The 17,432-nt window shown below is 69.9% G+C and carries 14 protein-coding genes; 9 read left to right on the top strand and 5 right to left on the bottom strand.

Annotated elements, in window-relative coordinates; translation table 11 throughout:
* Window positions 1-64 precede the first annotated feature (64 nt).
* Window positions 65-3,463, bottom strand: coding sequence for a CARDB domain-containing protein (locus OG257_RS33560; RefSeq protein ID WP_329213581.1), 3,399 nt, complete (start codon window positions 3,461-3,463; stop codon window positions 65-67).
* Between the two features lie 511 nt (window positions 3,464-3,974).
* The gene (locus OG257_RS33555) at window positions 3,975-4,886 is read right to left on the bottom strand and encodes a LysR family transcriptional regulator (RefSeq protein WP_329213579.1); all 912 of its coding nucleotides are present in this window, start codon (window positions 4,884-4,886) and stop codon (window positions 3,975-3,977) included.
* A 183-nt stretch (window positions 4,887-5,069) separates the two neighbouring features.
* Here OG257_RS33555 and OG257_RS33550 point away from each other — a divergent pair, with 183 nt between their 5' ends.
* Both OG257_RS33550 and OG257_RS33545 read left to right on the top strand, forming a co-directional pair.
* Entirely contained in the window at window positions 5,070-6,164 is a 1,095-nt protein-coding gene (locus OG257_RS33550) for a M20 family metallopeptidase (protein WP_329213577.1), read from the top strand.
* Window positions 6,165-6,200: 36 nt separating this feature from the next.
* Window positions 6,201-6,962 (top strand): DUF6585 family protein, encoded by a 762-nt coding sequence (locus OG257_RS33545; protein ID WP_329213575.1) that lies wholly within the window; start codon window positions 6,201-6,203, stop codon window positions 6,960-6,962.
* A gap of 37 nt (window positions 6,963-6,999) precedes the next feature.
* Here OG257_RS33545 and OG257_RS33540 read toward each other — a convergent pair whose 3' ends face one another.
* Complete coding sequence (locus tag OG257_RS33540; protein WP_329213574.1) at window positions 7,000-7,830, bottom strand: dienelactone hydrolase family protein; 831 nt, start codon at window positions 7,828-7,830, stop codon at window positions 7,000-7,002.
* A 143-nt stretch (window positions 7,831-7,973) separates the two neighbouring features.
* Between OG257_RS33540 and OG257_RS33535 the strand changes: the two genes are divergently transcribed.
* A complete protein-coding gene (locus tag OG257_RS33535; protein WP_329213572.1) occupies window positions 7,974-9,020 on the top strand; it encodes a GlxA family transcriptional regulator in 1,047 nt (348 codons plus the stop codon).
* A 166-nt stretch (window positions 9,021-9,186) separates the two neighbouring features.
* On the top strand, window positions 9,187-9,318 hold the full coding sequence (locus OG257_RS33530; RefSeq protein WP_329213570.1) for a hypothetical protein: 132 nt from the start codon (window positions 9,187-9,189) through the stop codon (window positions 9,316-9,318).
* A gap of 741 nt (window positions 9,319-10,059) precedes the next feature.
* Here the strand turns inward: OG257_RS33530 and OG257_RS33520 are convergent.
* A complete protein-coding gene (locus tag OG257_RS33520; RefSeq protein WP_329213568.1) occupies window positions 10,060-11,622 on the bottom strand; it encodes an aromatic amino acid ammonia-lyase in 1,563 nt (520 codons plus the stop codon).
* A gap of 151 nt (window positions 11,623-11,773) precedes the next feature.
* On the opposite strand from OG257_RS33520, the gene OG257_RS33515 reads away from it, so the two are divergent.
* Genes OG257_RS33515 through OG257_RS33495 form a run of 5 tightly spaced genes read left to right on the top strand, consistent with a single transcriptional unit; the run spans window position 11,774 to window position 16,549 of the window.
* On the top strand, window positions 11,774-12,817 hold the full coding sequence (locus tag OG257_RS33515; protein ID WP_329213567.1) for an ABC transporter ATP-binding protein: 1,044 nt from the start codon (window positions 11,774-11,776) through the stop codon (window positions 12,815-12,817).
* On the top strand, window positions 12,814-13,464 hold the full coding sequence (locus OG257_RS33510) for an ABC transporter permease (protein ID WP_329213565.1): 651 nt from the start codon (window positions 12,814-12,816) through the stop codon (window positions 13,462-13,464). Before OG257_RS33515 ends, OG257_RS33510 begins: the two co-directional genes overlap by 4 nt.
* A gap of 4 nt (window positions 13,465-13,468) precedes the next feature.
* On the top strand, window positions 13,469-14,140 hold the full coding sequence (locus tag OG257_RS33505; RefSeq protein WP_329213563.1) for an ABC transporter permease: 672 nt from the start codon (window positions 13,469-13,471) through the stop codon (window positions 14,138-14,140).
* Between the two features lie 11 nt (window positions 14,141-14,151).
* The gene (locus OG257_RS33500) at window positions 14,152-15,084 is read left to right on the top strand and encodes an ABC transporter substrate-binding protein (protein WP_329213561.1); all 933 of its coding nucleotides are present in this window, start codon (window positions 14,152-14,154) and stop codon (window positions 15,082-15,084) included.
* Between the two features lie 55 nt (window positions 15,085-15,139).
* Window positions 15,140-16,549, top strand: a complete 1,410-nt coding sequence (locus tag OG257_RS33495; protein ID WP_329213559.1) for a purine-cytosine permease family protein — start codon at window positions 15,140-15,142, stop codon at window positions 16,547-16,549.
* 64 nt (window positions 16,550-16,613) lie between these two features.
* Here the strand turns inward: OG257_RS33495 and OG257_RS33490 are convergent, their stop codons facing one another.
* Window positions 16,614-17,255 carry a transglycosylase SLT domain-containing protein gene (locus OG257_RS33490; RefSeq protein WP_329213557.1) on the bottom strand — a complete coding sequence of 214 codons (642 nt, stop codon included), beginning with the start codon at window positions 17,253-17,255 and terminating at the stop codon, window positions 16,614-16,616.
* Window positions 17,256-17,432: the final 177 nt, after the last annotated feature.

Raw genomic sequence — 17,432 nt, 5'->3', positions numbered from 1 at the left:
CGGCCGGCGCGCTTGGACAGCGCGCCGGCCGGGGGACGGGTCGTGCCCGGTCCGAGGACCGGATCTACCTCCGGGTGGACGCCTGGCCGGCGCTGCCGTTGATGACGAACTGTGATCCGGGTTCGACCACGACGTCGCCGTCGGCCGAACCGGTGATGGTCACACCGGTCAGGGTCGCACTGCCCCGCGCACCTCCATGGGCGAGGATTCCGGACCCGTTGACGGAATTGACGATGCGGACGTTCGAGATCTGCGCTCCGGGCACGGACCCTCCGCCCGACTTGAACTGGATGCCGTCGTAGGTCGAGTCATGGATGTCGGTGTCCCGGATCGTGACGCCGGGGATGTCCTGACCGGCCGCGAACAGGGTGATGGCACCGAACTCCTGGGCCTCGCCCCAGAATGCCCCGCCCGTGCGGTGGAGCGCGTTGTTGGCGATCAGTGTCTGCCCGGAGAAGGGCAGCGGATCGTGGTCCGTCGCCAGCATGATGCCGGGGTAGTTCATCGTGTCGGAGATGATGTTGTTCTCGATCGTGTTTCCGTAACCGCCGTAGACAGCGATGCCGTTGGCCCTCCAGGGCAGCTGGATGGTGTTGTTGCGGAAGTGGTTGTCATGGCCGATGTCCACCGACGGATTCTTCACGTACTTGCTCGACCACACGGCCAGCGCGTCGTCGCCGGTGTTCCTGAACGAGGAGTTGAACACCGTCGAATTGCGCGTGCCGTTCGCGAAGTTGATTCCGTCCGCGTAGGTGTTGCGAATCCGCATGCCTGTGAACTCGACGCCTTCGCCGGGTCCCCAGAGGTCGGGGATGTTGTCGTAGTCACGGCCGACCCACACGCCCACGTTCGCGTGCTCCAGCCACACGTTGGTGATCTTGGTGTCGTCGCCGAAGCGTCCGTTCAGACCCACTCCGCCCTCGGCGTTGCCGTCTCCGCCCCGGATGGTGCCGGAACCGAAGATCGCCAGGTCCGAGATCTTGGTGTTGTCGTCGATGTCGAAGCCGAAGTTCCCCTCGTGCGGGTGGTTGATGCCGCCCGCGTTCTGGGGCTGGGTGAGGGTGTACAGCTGGGAGTGCCACATGCCCGCCCCGCGGATCGTGACGTCCCTGATGCCCACCTGGTTGAACTGGCCCCGGTTCAGCGGGTCGTCGGTCAGGATCTTCTGCTCCTGCCGCCACTGGCCCTGCGGGATCCACACGCAGCCGATGTCACCGTTCTGGTCGGCCGTCACCGCCCTCTGGATGGCGTCCGTGTCATCGATTCCGTCGTTCGGGACGGCACCGTAGGTGGTGATCGACGTGCATCCCGCCGGCTGGGCGGCAGGCGGCGCCACCTGCTCCAGGTCGACGAGGTCGATGATGTAGAAGGAGGCCGAGTCGCCCGCGTCGCGCTGGAGACGGAACTTCGTACCGGCGGGGTAGGTCTGGCCGAGCAGGGCGTTGGACTCGTCGAACAGCCTGCGGGCATCGGCCTGCGGCTGGTTGGTCAGGCCCTCGGGGCTGTCCGTGTCACCGTAGAGCCAGCTGTGCTTGGAGGAGAGGGTCAGCTTCCGGGCGAAGGTGCCGTTGACGTACAGGCTGATCGTGGCCTCCGTCCCGCCGCCACCGGGGGCGTCGGGGATGGAGTTGCGGACCACGATGGAGTTGGACGGTACGGTCGAGGTGACCTCGACGTACTGGCCGGTGGAGTTCAGCCGCACGGATTCGCGTCCCGAGGACTCGGTGGCGAAGTTGGTGTGCCCGAAGGTCCGCTCCTGGTCGGCCTTCAGCAACGTGCCTTCGTAGGCGGCCTGTTCCGCCTCGTACTCGGTGTACGGGACCGCAGCCCCACGGCCGACCACGATGGCGCGCGAGAAGACGTTGTTGTTCTCGTTGGTCTCGGTGAGGACTCCGGTCGCGTCCGCGGTGGCGGTGAGGTTGGCCCCACCGCTCTTCGCGGTCCAGCTTCCGCTGATGGGCACGGTGACTGTGCCTCCGGCGGGAACGGCCCCGGTCGTGCCGTTCAGGGTGGTGGTCTCCGCCAGGAGGCGGGTGACCGTAGAGGAACTCACGGCTGTGGTACCGCGGTTGCGTACGGATACGGTGAAGGTGACGGCGGCGCCCACGGCGGGATTCGACGGGCTGGACGTGATGCCGAGCACCTCGAGGTCGGGACCAGGGCTCTGGGAGACCACGAGCTTCGACGCGGCGGTGCGGCTGTTGTTGCTGTTGTCCTGCTCGACGATCGTGTCGGTCGGGTCGACCACCGCCGAGACGCTGTAGGTACCCATCGGGCGCTTGCCCACGTCGACGGGCACGGTGACCGAGGCTCCGGCGGCGAGAGCGCCCACGGACGCACTGCCGGCGACCAGGCCTTCGAGGCTGACGTCGACCGTCGTCGCGGCGGCTGCCGCCGTACCCGTGTTGCGCACGGTGGCGTTCACCGAGACGTCGTCCTTCTCGGACGGCGTGGCGGGCGACCACGTCAGCTCGGACACGGTCAGGTCGGGGTTGGGGGCGGCGGTCCCGACGACCTGGACCTCCGCGACCTGGGCGCCGGGCGCACCGGTGTTGGAGAAGAACTTGAGCTGTACGTCCGCGTACCGGCCGCTGACCGCAATGGTCACCGTGTTCTGGTTGCCGGAGGGGTTGAAGGAGTAGTCGGCCCGGTCCTTCAACGAGGTGAATCCCGTGGCGTCCTGGGTACGGCCGAGCACCTGGACGCTCTGCGTACGGGTCGCCCATGCCTGGTCCGGGGAGAGCTTGACGACGACGGCCTCGATGTCGGCGTCGGCGCCGAGCTTCACCGTCAGCGTCGAGGGGTATCCGTTCGACTCCCAGTACGTGGAGAGTTTGTCGTCATTGGCGTTCGCCGCCACATAGGTCTGCGTGACCGACGAAGCCTCGATCGGTTTGTTCAGCGCAAGGTTGGAGCCGTCCGAGGCTGGCGGACCGGGATCCTCCCCGCCGTCCTCGCCGGAGACCTCCACCTGGGAGAGCTGCGCGGCGTTCCAGCCGGTGTTGGCGGTCACCTGCACCCGGATGTACCGCGCCTGCTTCGCGGCGAAGCCGATGGTGACGGTGTTGCCCGCCGAAGGACTGAACACCCGGGCGGCCGACGCGGACAGGGTGCTGAAGCTGCTCCCGTCCGTGCTGCCCTGGACGGCGAGCGTCTGGGTCCGCGCCTCCCACGTGGTCGGCAGCTTCAGCACCACCTGGTCGACGTCGAACCGGTTGCCGAGGTCGATCTGGACCCACTGCGGGAAGGTGCCCGGGCTCTCCCAGTACGTCTGCTGGCTGCCGTCGGTGACGTTCGACGCCGGGTAGGCGCCGTGCGACCCGCTGGTCGTCGCCTGCTTACCGAGAGCCAGGTCGGGGCTCCGGACGGCCGCCGATGCGGCGACGGGCAGGAGCCCGACGGTCATCAGTGCGGCTGCCACCGCTCCGACGGCGAACCGCCGTCCGAGTTGCTTCCATCTCATGCTGTCCTCAGTTCCGTGGGCTGCGGGACCGGGAGGGCACAGCGACGCGTCACCGACCGCACGGCGCGTACTGCGTCACGCGGTCGGCGACGGCCGGGGCGGGCTGCCGGTACACCGATGGGGGGACGATCGGGGACGCCGGCAGGGGGAAGGCAGGCCACCCGCCGGAAACTCGCGTTCATTGCCTAGGATTTTGAGTGATCCGGTCAATATTTTGCGGTGCCGAGGTGACAGGTTTCTAGCAGGTCACGCTTTTGTCAACGGTTCTCACACCGGCACCACCCTCACGCCCGCCAACTGCGCAGCTCAGCGCCACCAGGCGGATCGCAAAGGAACAGAGCTCCGGGCGAAGCCGTCCACGGCCCACCGCAGCCCTCGCCGTTCCGTCGCGGCGCGACCGGGCCCGGGAACGGAAATCCGCGACAACTCCCGCCGCGCAGCGGCCTGTCGGGGGTGGCAATCACCAAGTCACGGATGGTCGGCCCGTGACGCGAAGCTCAAAGGGCGGGGCTCACGCCTGGTTTCCGGTCGGCACGGTCCGGTCGGCGGCATCGTGGAGCAGGTCCCGCAGCTTCGATGCCGCCGGCACCGGGGCGGCGGGCAGCGCAATGTGTACGGTCCGGTGCGGGGGGAGGTCGCCGAGCCGGCACAGGACGAGCCCGGCCGGGACCGCGTGGGTCGCCAGCGAGGGGACCAGGGCGACCCCCAGCCCGGCGGCGGCGTAGCCGAACTTCCCTGCCCACTCCGCGATCCTGATGATCTTCCTGGGCCTGAATCCCGCCCGGGCCCACGCATCGGCGAGCATGGTGGGGCTGTCCGCGGGCGCGTCCTGGAGCCAGACCTCGTCGCGCAGGTCGCGCAGGTCGACGGTCCCGGCTCCCGCCAGGGGATGCCCGTGGTGGAGCGCGACGAGCAGCTCGTCCCCCAGGAGAGCCGTCGTCGTGACCCCCTCGGCCGGCGGAAGACCGGACGGGTAGTCGCTGACCACGGCGAGGTCGAGTGCTCCCTCCGCGAGGCGCCGCATCAGGGTGCTGCTCCGCCCCTCGACCGCGGTGACCTCCACATCGGGCCTGGCCCGCTTGAACTCCCGCAGGGCCGCGGGCATCAGGGAGATGTTGGCGGTGGCGAAGGCACCGACGCGCAGGATTCCGCCGCGGCCCGCGTGCAGCGCGGCGAGTTCGTGTTCCGCTCTGGACAGTGACCCCAGTACGTCCACGGCATGCCGATGCAGCACGCGACCGGCGGAATTCAACCGCACACCCCTGGGAAGCCGCTCGAACAGCGGCCCGCCCGCCTGCTGTTCCAACGAGGCGATGCGCCGCGACACGGCGGACTGCGTGTAACTGAGCCGCAGCGCGGCCTTGGTGAACGACCCCGTCTCGGCCACGGTCACCAGCAGACGCAGCGCATCGGTCTCGAACACATTCCCTCCAGGCATGGCTCCGATGCAATCTAGTCGCTGGTGGAATGCATGGCCACGTCCTAGCGTCGTGCGCGTCATCACGTTTTCCGGTTCGGGAGATAGCGGGGAAAGCATGCCTGTGTCATGGAACAGCGGTGCGGGGCAAGGCCGGTGACGGCGGGGAGCACACTCCGATTACCGGCGATGCTGACCGACCTGGAGCAACTCGTGGTCTGCGAGTCCTTCTCGGCCGACCACGCCGCGCTGGCCCGCAGCGCCCAGGTGGTCGGTGCCCTGGGCACGGAGCTGCTCGGCACCGCGCCGGAGACGATCGTGATCGACGGCGTGAGCCATCTGCGCTGGGCCTTCGGACCGCCGCGTGTACTCCTGCTGGGACACCACGACACGGTGTGGCCGACCGGCTCGCTGAAGGCCCGCCCCTGGTCGGTGTCCGACGGGATCGCCCGGGGTCCGGGAGTGCTGGACATGAAGGCGGGGCTGGTCCAGATGTTCCACGCACTGGCCTCGCTGTCGTCCCTGGACGGCGTGTGCGTACTGGTCAACGGGGACGAGGAAGTCGGCTCCCCCACCTCACGGGCGCTCATCGAGGAAACCGCACGGGGCTGCGTGGCCGCCCTCGTTCTCGAACCGTCCGCGAACGAGCGGGGCGCCCTCAAGACAGCACGCAAGGGCACCTCACGGTACGAGGTCGTGGTGCACGGCAGGGCAGCCCATGCCGGCCTGGAGCCGGAGAAGGGCGTCAACGCCTCGATCGAGGCCGCCCATCAGGTACTGGCCATCGCCGGTCTCGCCGCCTCGCCGAGCCTGACCGACTCCGTCCTCGGAGCACCGACCGTCACACCCACCCTGCTGTCGGCGGGCACGACCCTCAACACCGTGCCCGCGCTGGCAAGAGTCGTGGTGGACGTGCGCGTTCCGAGCCTGGCGGCGCAGGACAGGATCGACGGCCTCCTCCGCGCACTGACCCCCCGGACGAGCGGAGCGCGGCTGAGCGTACGAGGAGGCATGAGGCGGCGGCCCCTAGAACCGGAGTCCTCCGCCGAACTGTTCGCCCTGGCTGCGGAGATCGCTTCGGAGCTGGGTCAGGAACCACTCCACGGCATGGCGGTCGGCGGCGCCTCCGACGGCAACTGCACCGCGGGCGCCGGCTGTCCGACGCTGGACGGCCTGGGCGCTGTCGGCGGCGGAGCACACGCGGACACCGAGCACGTCGATGTCTCCCAGCTGATTCCGCGCACCCGCCTGCTCGCTCAACTGATCGCGCGGACACGGCGATGACCCGACCTCCAGCCACCCGAAACGAAGCAGAGGCTCATGGCAACGCAGAGACCCGCATCAACATCGTCACCCCTGTCGCCCGAGGTCGCCGAACTGGCCGCCCGTCACGAGCTGGGCGAACTCAGGGCCGCCTTCGCCCCCCAACGCCTCGGCATCATGATGTTCGCCCTCTACCTCTTCACGCTCACGTATCTCCTGATCCTCGTCATACCCGCCCTGCTGCTCTTCCTGTGGCTGCGCCGCTACCCGAACTTCAGCAGGAAGCAGGCCTCCAAGCGCCTCTACTTGTTCGATAACGGCATGATCATGAACCCGCAGTCGGCGGACGGCCTGATCGTCCTGCGCTGGGATTCCGTGCAGCTCTACACGAACGTCAGCCAGAAGATCATCAACGGGATTCCCGGCCCCATCACGTACGTCTACACGCTGCTCCCCCCGACAGGAGGAGCGAGCGCCACGCTCACGGAGTTCTACGAGCGCCCCGGCGCGTGGGGGCCATGGATTCAGGAGGCCGTCGTGCGGGCCCAGGGTCCGACAGCTCTGGGCACGGTCCTGGAGGGCAGGACGATCAGGTTCGGAAACTTCGAGGTCTCCCGGACCGGCATCACCGCCGGCGGAAGGGGCCACTTGCTCTGGGCCGACTTCCAGCGGATCGACGTGGAGAACGGCAGGGTCCACATCATGAAGACCGGCGACGCGATCCCCTGGAGCAGGAGCGATGTGAAGAGCATCGCCAATCTCGCCGTCCTGCTCACGCTCGCAAAGAACCTCGACGGCCGTCGTACGACCGGTCCGTAACCCCTGGCCGGCACCCCTCGACCACGTCCTGCACTGGTCACGTGGCGGGCAGCGGTCGGTTCCCATGCGGGTGCAGGCGGTCGGTGAGGAAGGCAAGTATCTCGTCGCGGGCCCGGACGGTGGGGTGGCCGGCCTCGTCGACGAGATGGGCGGTGACGACGCTGTGCGGGGTGCCGACATGATCGGCGAAGAAGGGCGGCGGAGCCGGGTTGGCGGCGCTGTCCGGGAGGACACGCCCGTCGAAGGCGTCGCCCAGTAGCGATCGGTAGGCGGCGAAGCGCTGCCCCGTGCACCAACGATCGCCCTCGAAGCGGTAGGCGAGGACGGTGAGTCCGTCGCGGTCGAGCCGGTCGCGCACCGCGCGCGCGTCCGCCGCGTCGAGTTCGAGTCCGCCGGGGTCGTCGAGCGGCAGCGACGGGTGGTTGACCACCGGGGCGATCACCGCCGGCTCCAGGGCCATGGTGAGGGCGAAATTGCCGGTGAAGCACAGGCCGATCGCACCCACCCCTGGCCCACCGCACGCGGTGTGGGCGTGGCGCGCCAGGCCGCGTAGCCAGACCGTCACCGGGCTGGTGCCGCCCCCGGCGAAGGCGCGGAACTCGGCGCTGACACAAGCGCGGCGGACGACCTCCCGGCCGCCCTCGGCCGTGGGGAAGGCGCCGTCCGTCCCGAACAGGGAGGGCACATGGACGGTGAAGCCCGCGTCCCGCACCCAGCGCGCGAGCCGCAAGACGTCGGGGCTGATGCCCGGCATCTCCGGCAGCACCACGACCGCGGGCCCGACCCCGGCTACGTACACCGTCTTCTCCACCCCCTCCACGGCCACGCTGCTGCGGGTGAAGTCGGTGATCGGATCGTCGAAGCTCATGGGGCCAGCCTGGCCCCGGAGCCGGCCGCCGGGTGAGGAGCGGGATCGCCAACCACAGGGGTAATCTCGCCACACGCGAGGAAGGCGAGCGGTACGCGGTCGGCGACACGGGGCCAGGGAAACCAGGGGGTACGGGAGGAGCGATGGCCGAGGCGACGCGGCAGGCAAGGGAGCGTGCGGGTCCGGGCGTCGGGCCGGATGCGCTGCGGGTCGGGGTCCTGGCGTACCCGGACTGCTTCGCGTCCGAAGTGTTCGGCGTCCCCGACCTGATGACGATGGCCGGGCACCTCGCCGGACCGGACGCGCCCGGCTACCGGGTGTCGGTCATCTCACCCCGCCGCCGGGTCACCGCCTCGGGCGGCGCGAGGCTGGACGTGCGTCCCGTGCGCGAGGTCGACGTCCTCGTCGTCCCCGGCTTCGAACTGCGCCCGGACACGGACCTCGACGCGCGGCTCGCCCGGCTCGCCCCCGAGATCGCGGCTATCCGCGAGCAGGCCGCCGCCGGCACCGCCGTCGTCTCCCTCTGCGTCGGCGCGTTCCTGCTCGCCGAGGCCGGGCTCCTCGACCGGCGCCGGGCCACCACCTCCTGGCTGCACGCCGGCGAACTGGCCAGGCGCTGCCCGGACGCCGACGTGCGGCCCGAGCACCTGGTCGTCACAGACGCGGGGGTGACGACCACGGCCGCGTTCAGCGCCATGTACGACTTCGCGCTGGACCTGATCCGCCGGCACAACGGCGCCCGGGTGGCCCGCAGCACCGCACGGTTGGCGCTGGTCGACGACGCGCGGACTTCCCAGACCCCGTACGTCGACCCGCGACTCCTCCCGCAGCCCGGCGGGGAGTTCTCCCAGCGCGTCATGCGGCGGCTCGACCAGAACCTCGCCGAGCGGTACGACCTCGCCACGCTCGCGGACGCCTTCGGGGTCAGCACCCGCACGCTGCTGCGCCGCTTCTCCGAAGAGGCCGGACGTAGCCCGCTGGCCCATCTGCAGGCTTCCCGGGTCCGCCGCGCCCGCCATCTGCTGGAGACCACCGACCGCACCGTCGCCGCCGTCGCCGCGGCCGTCGGCTACCAGGACCCTGGTACCTTCGCCGCCCTCTTCGCCCGCCACACCGGCCACCGTCCGAGCGCGTACCGCGCCGCCTTCCGCCGCACGGCCCAGGCGTCCGCCCGGGACGGCGGCGCCTAGGTTCTGCCTCTTGGCCGGCGTTGTGCCCGGATGAGGATGCCGCGAGGTGGAGTGCGGCCTGGTAGGCGATCGCGAGCTTGTCGCCTGCATCGTAGCCGCGGGTGCTCCCCTGTCGTGGAGCGTCCCGCCTGTCGCGGACGACCGACGGCCCACTCCAGGCTCCACCGTGCAGGCAGGCGACCGGCCTTCCGGGCTGGCGCGTGCCGACGCCGCTCTCGCCATGCTGCCCGAGGTGAGACAGGTCTCCGTCGTCCGCAATCTGGCCCGAGAGGTCTCCCTCGTCGAGCGCCCTGACTGAACGCCTCACCCGGTGCTCCGACTTCGACAAGTACCGCCGTCGGCCCGTGGAACGGCCCCGAATTGACGGTCGCCCGACGCGACGTCACTCGCAGATCCCGGCACGGCAATGTCCGCTGCGCTGTCGAGCACGCGAGCACGGCCAGGGCGTCGACCCCGACCCGGAACCTGGTACCGGCACGCTGCCCCGGACCCGTCGGCCGATCCGGTCCGAGGCATCCAGCGTCCTGACCGGAAATCGCTTTCAGGGGACCCGAGTTGAGGCCGTTCACCGGAGGCTTGCCCTCGATGCGGGCGGTGGCACGACGCCCTGTCCTACACCTCCGGCTCCCAGGCGCGGACAGGTCGAACAGGCCTGCGTCTCCGTCGATCTGCAGTGAGTCCGCCGGGATGCGGTCGCACACGAAGAGGACCAGCTCACTGGCCGTGCCGCGGACGGAGACGCCAGCCGCGTTCGGGCCCTCGTCGGCAGCGGCGACAGGCGTCGTGTCAGGCGCGGGGATACGGGTGGAGCGTGCGCCGTCGACCGTCAGGCGCCAGGAGTGGCCCTCGGTGGCTGGAAGTCGAAGGCAGTGGGCTTGTGCGGCCAGGCACTCGTCGTTGCGACGCAGGTGAATCCGGACAGCGATCTCCGTTGCCGCCGGATTCCGCGCAGCCGCCGAAAGGTCAGAGGAGGACCTCCGCTGCGTGGGCGCGAGCAGCTGGTCCTGGGGGAGCACCGTGCACTCGCGCCGCAGGGCTTTCAGTCAGAGCGTCCTCCCACAACACCCCTGCCGTCGAACGCCGTTGCACTCTCGGACCCGAGGTCCAGCCACAGCTCCGTGAACCGGTCGAGCAGCCCGGCCGCCTTCGTCACATCGTCCGTCAACGGCCGGTCGGCCAGCTCGGCGTCGAGCACCGAGTCCGCCAGCTCGAAGGCACGGCCCACCGGCAGCTCCGGGTCGAGTCGCATGTCACGCTGCCGCAACGCCCTGATAGCCGCGACGAGTTCACAGCCCACGACGAGCCGGTACGCCTCGCACGCCCGCAGCGTCTGGCGCGCCGCCAGCGAGGCGAAGCTGGCCTGCTCCTCGACGCCCCGCGAAAGGACCGCGTGGCCGAGCGACGCGGGTGCGGAGAAGGCCCGCAGGTCGCCGAGCGCCGCCCCGGCCGCGTATTCGAGGATCATCACGCCCGACGACGCCGGTTCGCCGTCCGCGAGGAACGGCCGCAAGCGGGTGAAGCCCGGTTCGTTCAGCGTCGAGAGGCGCGAGGTCGACAGGCGCGCCACCTGCGTCACCGCCAGCCTGAAATGGTCGAGCGACAGGGCGAGTTGAGCGAGGTAGAAGCCGCCATGGTGGTACGCCGCCATGTCGGCCGCCGAGATCAGCGGATTCTCGGCCGCCGCGTTGATCTCGACCGCGAGGACGTCTTCGAGCGCGTCCGCCGCGTCGTGCGCGGGACCGTGGATCTGCGGCACGCAGCGGAGTCCGTACGGGTCCTGGATCCGGCCGAGCGGCGGCGTGGGGCGGTCGGGTGCGCCGAGCAACTGCCGCATCCGTTCCGCGACCGCGTACGAACCGGCGTGCCGCCGCGCCTCGTGCACGGGCAGCGCGTACGCCTCGTACGAACCGTCGATCGCCATCAGGGACAGCGCCGCCACCACCTGGGTGGCCGCGATCAGACCACGCAGCTCGTGCACGGCGAGCGCGGACTGGCCGAGGGTGAGGGCGTTACTGCTGATCAGGGCGAGGGCGTCGTTGTTGTCGAGGGGCTGCGGGTCGGGTGCCGCCCCCGCTCCCTGCCAGGGGTGCTCACCCGCCAGCGCGAGGCCCATCTGTGCGAGCGCGGCAATGTCACCGGTGCCGACCGAGCCGAATTCGTTGACCCTCGGGTAGGCGCCCGTCTCCAGGGCCTCGCAGAGCGCCGTGACGACGGTCGGGCGCAGGCCGGCGCCCCCCGCGAGCAGCTGGTTGGCGCGGACCGCGAGCATGGCGCGGACCTGCCGTGCGGGGAGCTCCTCGCCGATCGCTCCGGCATGGCTGCGCAGGAGCCGCAGGCCGTGGTCGGCGGCCGCCTCCGTGGGCACGGATTCATTCCGGTTAGCACCCACGCCGGTGGAGCGACCGTAGACGCGACCCCACGAGGCGATCTCCCGCGCGGCGTCCCACGAGGCCTCCACGCGCTTCATCCCGTCGGTTGCCGGAACAGGTTTTGCGGCGGATTCGGCCAGGCGTACGACATCTGCGACCATCAGTCGGCGGCCGTCCAGGACGACGATCGCGCCGCTGTCGCCGGCGACCCCGTCCACGATTTGAGACGACATCAGTGGTGATTCCTCCTCAATCAGGCGCTCCGTCTTGCCCTACGACCACTTGTAACCAGGGATTTACGCCTGAGCGGCGACGACCTATTGACAATCTATTCAGTCACCGAGAACTCTGCATGATGATATGCAGCCGGGCAAGGGACTCCTCATGATCCAATTCGACAAGGTCCACAAGCGCTTCCCGAACGGCACAACCGCGGTGCACGACCTCACCCTTGAGATGCCGGAGGGGGGCGTGACCGTCCTCGTCGGATCTTCCGGTTGCGGCAAGACGACGACGCTCCGCATGATCAACCGGATGGTCGATCCGACCTCCGGGACGATCCGGGTCAACGGCAAGGACGTCCTGGAGCAGGACGCCGCCGAGCTGCGCCGCTCCATCGGCTACGTCATCCAGCAGTCCGGGCTCTTCCCGCACCGCACAGTCCTGGACAACATCGCGACCGTGCCGCTCCTGCTCGGCTGGGGCCGCAGGAAGGCGCGGGCGCGGGCGGCGGAGCTCCTGGAGACGGTCGGCCTCTCCGCCGACGCCGGGAAGCGCTACCCGCACCAGCTCTCCGGCGGCCAGCAGCAGCGCGTCGGCGTGGCCCGCGCGCTCGCCGCGGACCCGCCGGTGCTCCTGATGGACGAGCCGTTCGGCGCCGTCGACCCCGTGGTCCGCACCCAGCTCCAGGACGAACTCCTCCGTCTTCAGAAGGAGTTGAACAAGACCATCGTCTTCGTCACACACGACATCGACGAGGCCGTACGGCTCGGCGACCGCATAGCCGTCTTCCGCACCGGCGGCCACCTCGTCCAGTGCGCCGCCCCCGCCGAACTCCTGGCCCGCCCCTCGGACGCGTTCGTCGCGGATTTCCTGGGCGCCGAGCGCGGTCTGAAGCTGCTGTCCCTCACGACGCTCGCTGCGGTCCCGCAGGGGCCCGCCCCCGAAGGCACCCGCTGGCAGTTGGCCCTCGACGCCGCCCGCAAGCCGCTGGCCTGGCGCGACACCGAGACGGACGCGGAGACACCGGTCCGCTCGCTGCGGGACACGGACTCGCTGCTCTCGGCGCTCAACGAGTCGATCGCCGCGCCGAGCGGCCTGGTCGCACGGGTCGACGCGGACGGCGTGCTCACCGGCGTGACGTCCCGCGAGGACATCCACGAACACGCGGGGCATGTGCACAGCGAGGCAAGCACGGTGGCCGCATGACCGTCGACTGGTCGTGGATATCCGACCACACCGGCGATCTCACCACCCTGACTCTCTCCCACCTGCAGGCCGCCCTCACCGCCGTACTCCTCGGCCTGATCGTCTCGCTCCCCCTGGCCGTCGTCGCACACCGTGTACGCCAACTGCGCGGACTCCTCCTCGGTCTGTCGAACGTCCTGTTCACCATCCCGTCCATCGCCGTCTTCGTACTTCTCCTGCCGGTCAGCGGACTCACCCGCACCACCACCGTCATCGGACTGACGATCTACACGCTCGTCGTGCTCCTGCGGAACACCGTCGAGGGCCTGGACTCCGTCCCCGCCAGGACCAAGGAAGCCGCGAAGGCCATGGGAACCCGGCCGCTGCGCACCCTGCTCACCGTCGAACTGCCCCTCGCCCTCCCCGTGATCATGGCGGGCGTGCGGATCGCGACGGTGATGTCCATCTCCCTCGTCTCCGTGGCCACGTACATCGGCGACGGCGGACTCGGACAGCTGTTCACGGACGGGTTCCAGCGCAACTTCCCCACCCCCGTCATCGTCGGCGTCGTCCTGACGCTGCTCCTCGCTCTCGTCGCGGACGCGCTGCTCGTCACCCTCCAGTACGTCCTGACTCCCTGGACCCGCCGGCAGAAGCAGAGGGCCTGACCTCATGTACGAACTCTTCAAGGGCCTCGGCGCCTGGCTGGTCAGCGGCGAACAGTGGGCCGGCCCCGACGGCATCGGGCACCGTCTCGCCGAGCACCTCCAGTACTCGCTGCTCGCCACTCTCGTCGCCGCCGCCATCGCGCTCCCGATCGGCCTGCTCATCGGGCACACCGGGCGCGGTGCCTTCCTCGCCATCAACCTCTCCAGTTTCGGGCGCGCCCTGCCGACGGTCGGGCTCGTCGTGCTGGTCTTCCTCGCCAGCGGCCTGTCGATGTGGCCCGTCTACATCGCCCTCGTGGCGCTCGCCGTTCCCTCCATCGTCACCAACACGTACGCGGGGATGACCGCTGTCGACCCCGATGTGCGGGACGCGGCGCGCGGCCAGGGGATGCGCTGGTACCAGGTCCTCCTCCAGGTCGAACTGCCCCTCGCGCTCCCCCTGATCACGACCGGGCTCAGGCTCGCGCTCATCCAGGTCGTCGCGACGGCCACCATCGCCGCGTACGTCTCCTTCGGCGGGCTCGGCCGGTACGTCTTCGACGGGCTCGCCCAGCGCGACCTCGTGCAGGTGCTCGGCGGCGCCGTGCTCGTGGCGGTCGTCGCCGTCGTACTCGATCTCGCGCTCTCCGCACTGCAGCGCGCCCTTTTCCGCCACCGCCCCGCCAAGTCGGCCTAGGAGCAAGCACAATGAACCGCAGGACTCTCCTCGGCGGGCTCTTCGCCGCCGCTTCCGTCCCCGCCCTCGCCTCCTGCAGCAGTGGCATCACCTCCCTCGACGGTCAGGGATCCGGCGGCGGTGGCGGTGGCTCCAGCAAGGGCGGCGTCACCATCGGCACCGCCAACTTCACCGAGAACCAGGTTCTGGGACATCTCTACGCCGCCGCCCTCGCGGCGGCCGGCGTGAAGACCACGGTCCGCCCCAACCTCGGCACCCGCGAGATCCTCATCCCCGCTCTCAAGGGCGGCGACATCGACCTCCTGCCCGAGTACCAGGGCGCCCTGCTGCACTACCTCGACGCCGAGGCCGCGGCCACGGAGGAGGGCGAGATGCAGAACGCCCTCGCCATGGCCCTGCCGGCCGGCCTCCAGATCCTTCCCTACGGCGAGGCCGAGGACTCCGACGCCTTCGTCGTCACCCGGGAGACCGCCGAAAGGTACGGCCTCACGTCACTCGCCGACCTCGCCCGGCACAACGGCAGGCTCGTCATCGGCGCGGCGCCCGAGGTCAAGAAGCGCACGGTGGGCTCGGTGGGTCTCAAGGACGTGTACGGCGTGGAGTTCAAGGAGTTCAAGTCCCTCGACTCCTCGGGGCCGCTCGTCAAGGGTGCCCTGAAGAAGGGCGACGTCGACGTCGCGAACCTCTTCACCACCGACACGGACATCGTCGCCGAGAACTGGGTCGTCCTCACCGACCCCAAGAACCTGATCCCCGGCCAGCACATCGTCCCCCTCATCGCCGACCGCAAGGCCGACTCGACGGTCCGCAAGGCACTCGCCCGCCTCGGCAACGCGCTGACCACCAAGGACCTCACCGAGCTCAACCGCCTGGTGGACAAGGACAAGAAGGACCCCGAGGACGTCGCCAACGACTGGGCGGCACAGCACGGGATCAAGAAGTAGCAACCGCCGGAACGGGCGGCACAAGCACACCATCGAGAGGCCAGGTGACCGAGTCATGGCAGTTGAGGACCTGGTGGAGCGGCGCTCCATCGACGTCGTCCCGGACGACGAGCGGCACGGGACCGCGTTCAGTCAGTTCACCCTCTGGCTCGGCGCCAACCTCCAGATCACCGCGGTCGTCACGGGCGCCCTCGCCGTCGTCCTGGGCGGCGACGTGGTGTGGTCGGCAGCCGGCCTCCTGCTGGGCAACCTCCTCGGCGGCGCCGTCATGGCCCTGCACTCCGCGCAGGGCCCGAAGCTCGGCCTGCCCCAGATGATCCAGTCCCGCGCCCAGTTCGGGGTGCGCGGCGCGGTCGTACCCCTGTTCCTGGTCATCCTCATGTACGTGGGCTTCTTCGCGAGCGGCAGTGTCCTCGCCGGGCAGGCGACCGCCGAGCTCACGCACACGAACGACACCACCGGCATCATCGTCTTCGCGGTCGTCACGGCCGTGACGGCAGCGGTCGGCTACCGCGTGATCCACGCCCTGGGGCGGGTGGCCGGCGTGGTCTGCGCGCTCGCCTTCGTCTACCTGGGCATCCGCCTCCTGGACCGGGTGGACCTGTCGGCGATGCTCGGTGACGCGCACTTCGACCTGCCGATGTTCCTGCTCGCGGTGTCGCTCTCGGCATCCTGGCAACTCGCCTTCGGGCCGTACGTCGCGGACTACTCGCGCTATCTGCCGCGTGCGACGTCGGGGCGGGCAACGTTCTGGTGGACCCTTTCGGGATCGGCGGTCGGCTCACAGTGGTCGATGACGTTCGGGGTGCTCGTGGCAGCGAGCGCGGGGGACGCGTTCCTCGCCAACCAGGTCGGATACGTGGTCGGCCTGGGCGGCACGGGCCTGATCGCGTCGTTCCTGTACTTCGTGATCGCGCTCGGCAAGCTGACCGTCAACGTGCTCAACACCTACGGCGGCTTCATGTCGATGGTGACCAGCATCAGCGGGTTCCGCGGCCGGAGGACCCTGTCGCCGCGCGGCAGGATCGCGTACATCGCGCTGATCATGGTCGCGGGGACGGCGGTGGCGCTCCTGGGCAAGGACACCTTCCTGACGTCCTTCAAGGACTTCCTGCTGTTCCTGCTGACGTTCTTCACCCCGTGGTCGGCGATCAACCTGGTCGACTACTACCTGATCTCACGGGAGCGGTACGACATCCCCGCGCTCTTCGACCCGGAGGGCCGCTACGGCGCCTGGCGCTGGGACGCCCTCACGGTCTACGGGGTGGGTATCCTCGCCCAGCTCCCGTTCCTCGTGACGCACTTCTACACGGGCCCGCTGGTGCAGCCGCTGGGCGGCGCGGACATCTCCTGGATCGTGGGCCTGGTGGTCCCTGCGGCCCTGTACTGGCTGCTGGCCCGCCGCGGGACGCCGCACGTCCCGGACGGGACCCGCTACGACCTGGCTTCCGCGCGTAAGGCGTGACCGTGCGCAACCTGGGCACGGCTACGCCCTCGCGAGGGCGTAGCCGTGCCGGTGCCGCCGGATGTCAGTAGGCGGAGTCGACGTTGTCGATGGAGCCGTACTTGTCCGCGGCGTAGTTGGCGGCCGCAGTGATGTTGGCGACCGGGTCGGTCAGGTCCTGCGGGGTGCCGTCGACGTGATAGGCGTCGAAGGTCGGCTGGATCACCTGCAGCAGGCCCTTGGAGGGCGTGCCGTTCTGCGCGTTGACGTCCCAGCCGTTGGACGCGTCGGGGTCACCGCCGGACTCTCGCATGATGTTGCGGTGCAGGCCCTCGTAGCTGCCGGGGATGCCCTCGGCCTCCATGATCTCGAGGGACTCCCGGATCCAGCCGTCCAGGTTGTCCAGGTCTGCCTTGCCGGCCTGCTCGGCGACGGCGACCGCCTGCGCTGAGACTCCTGCTGCGGAGGCCGCGGCCGACGCGGACACGCTGTACGTGGCCGGCGCGGAGGCGTGCGCGGGGGACGGTACGAGGGTCAGGGCCGCTGCTGCGGCTCCGGCGGCGCACAGACCGGAGACCGAGAACCTGCGGATCCGGGCGGCACGGGTGGCGGGGGCCTGGGACTGGGTGGACGTACGGATGTAAACACTCTCCTTGCGCTGCTTGATGCCAGGGAAGCCACGGGGCCGGTGGCCGCGGAGCGGAATTGCGCGGCGAGGTCCGTACATGCGGAATGCGGCGCTTGACCGGTCCGGAACAGCAGCTCCCGGGGACTCGACCCATGGTTAGCGGCACGCCGGAGTGACGGCAAGGCCCGCTATTACTACGTGCCTACGTAGAGGGGAACCGAGAGGCCGGCCGACGCCATCGGACGCCCCGAACCCTTGCGCCGGGCCTTACTACCG

Source organism: Streptomyces sp. NBC_00683 (assembly GCF_036226745.1).
GTDB lineage: Bacteria > Actinomycetota > Actinomycetes > Streptomycetales > Streptomycetaceae > Streptomyces.
Note: the sequence above shows the minus strand (reverse complement) of the source record. Positions and strands in the feature narration are given on the sequence as shown.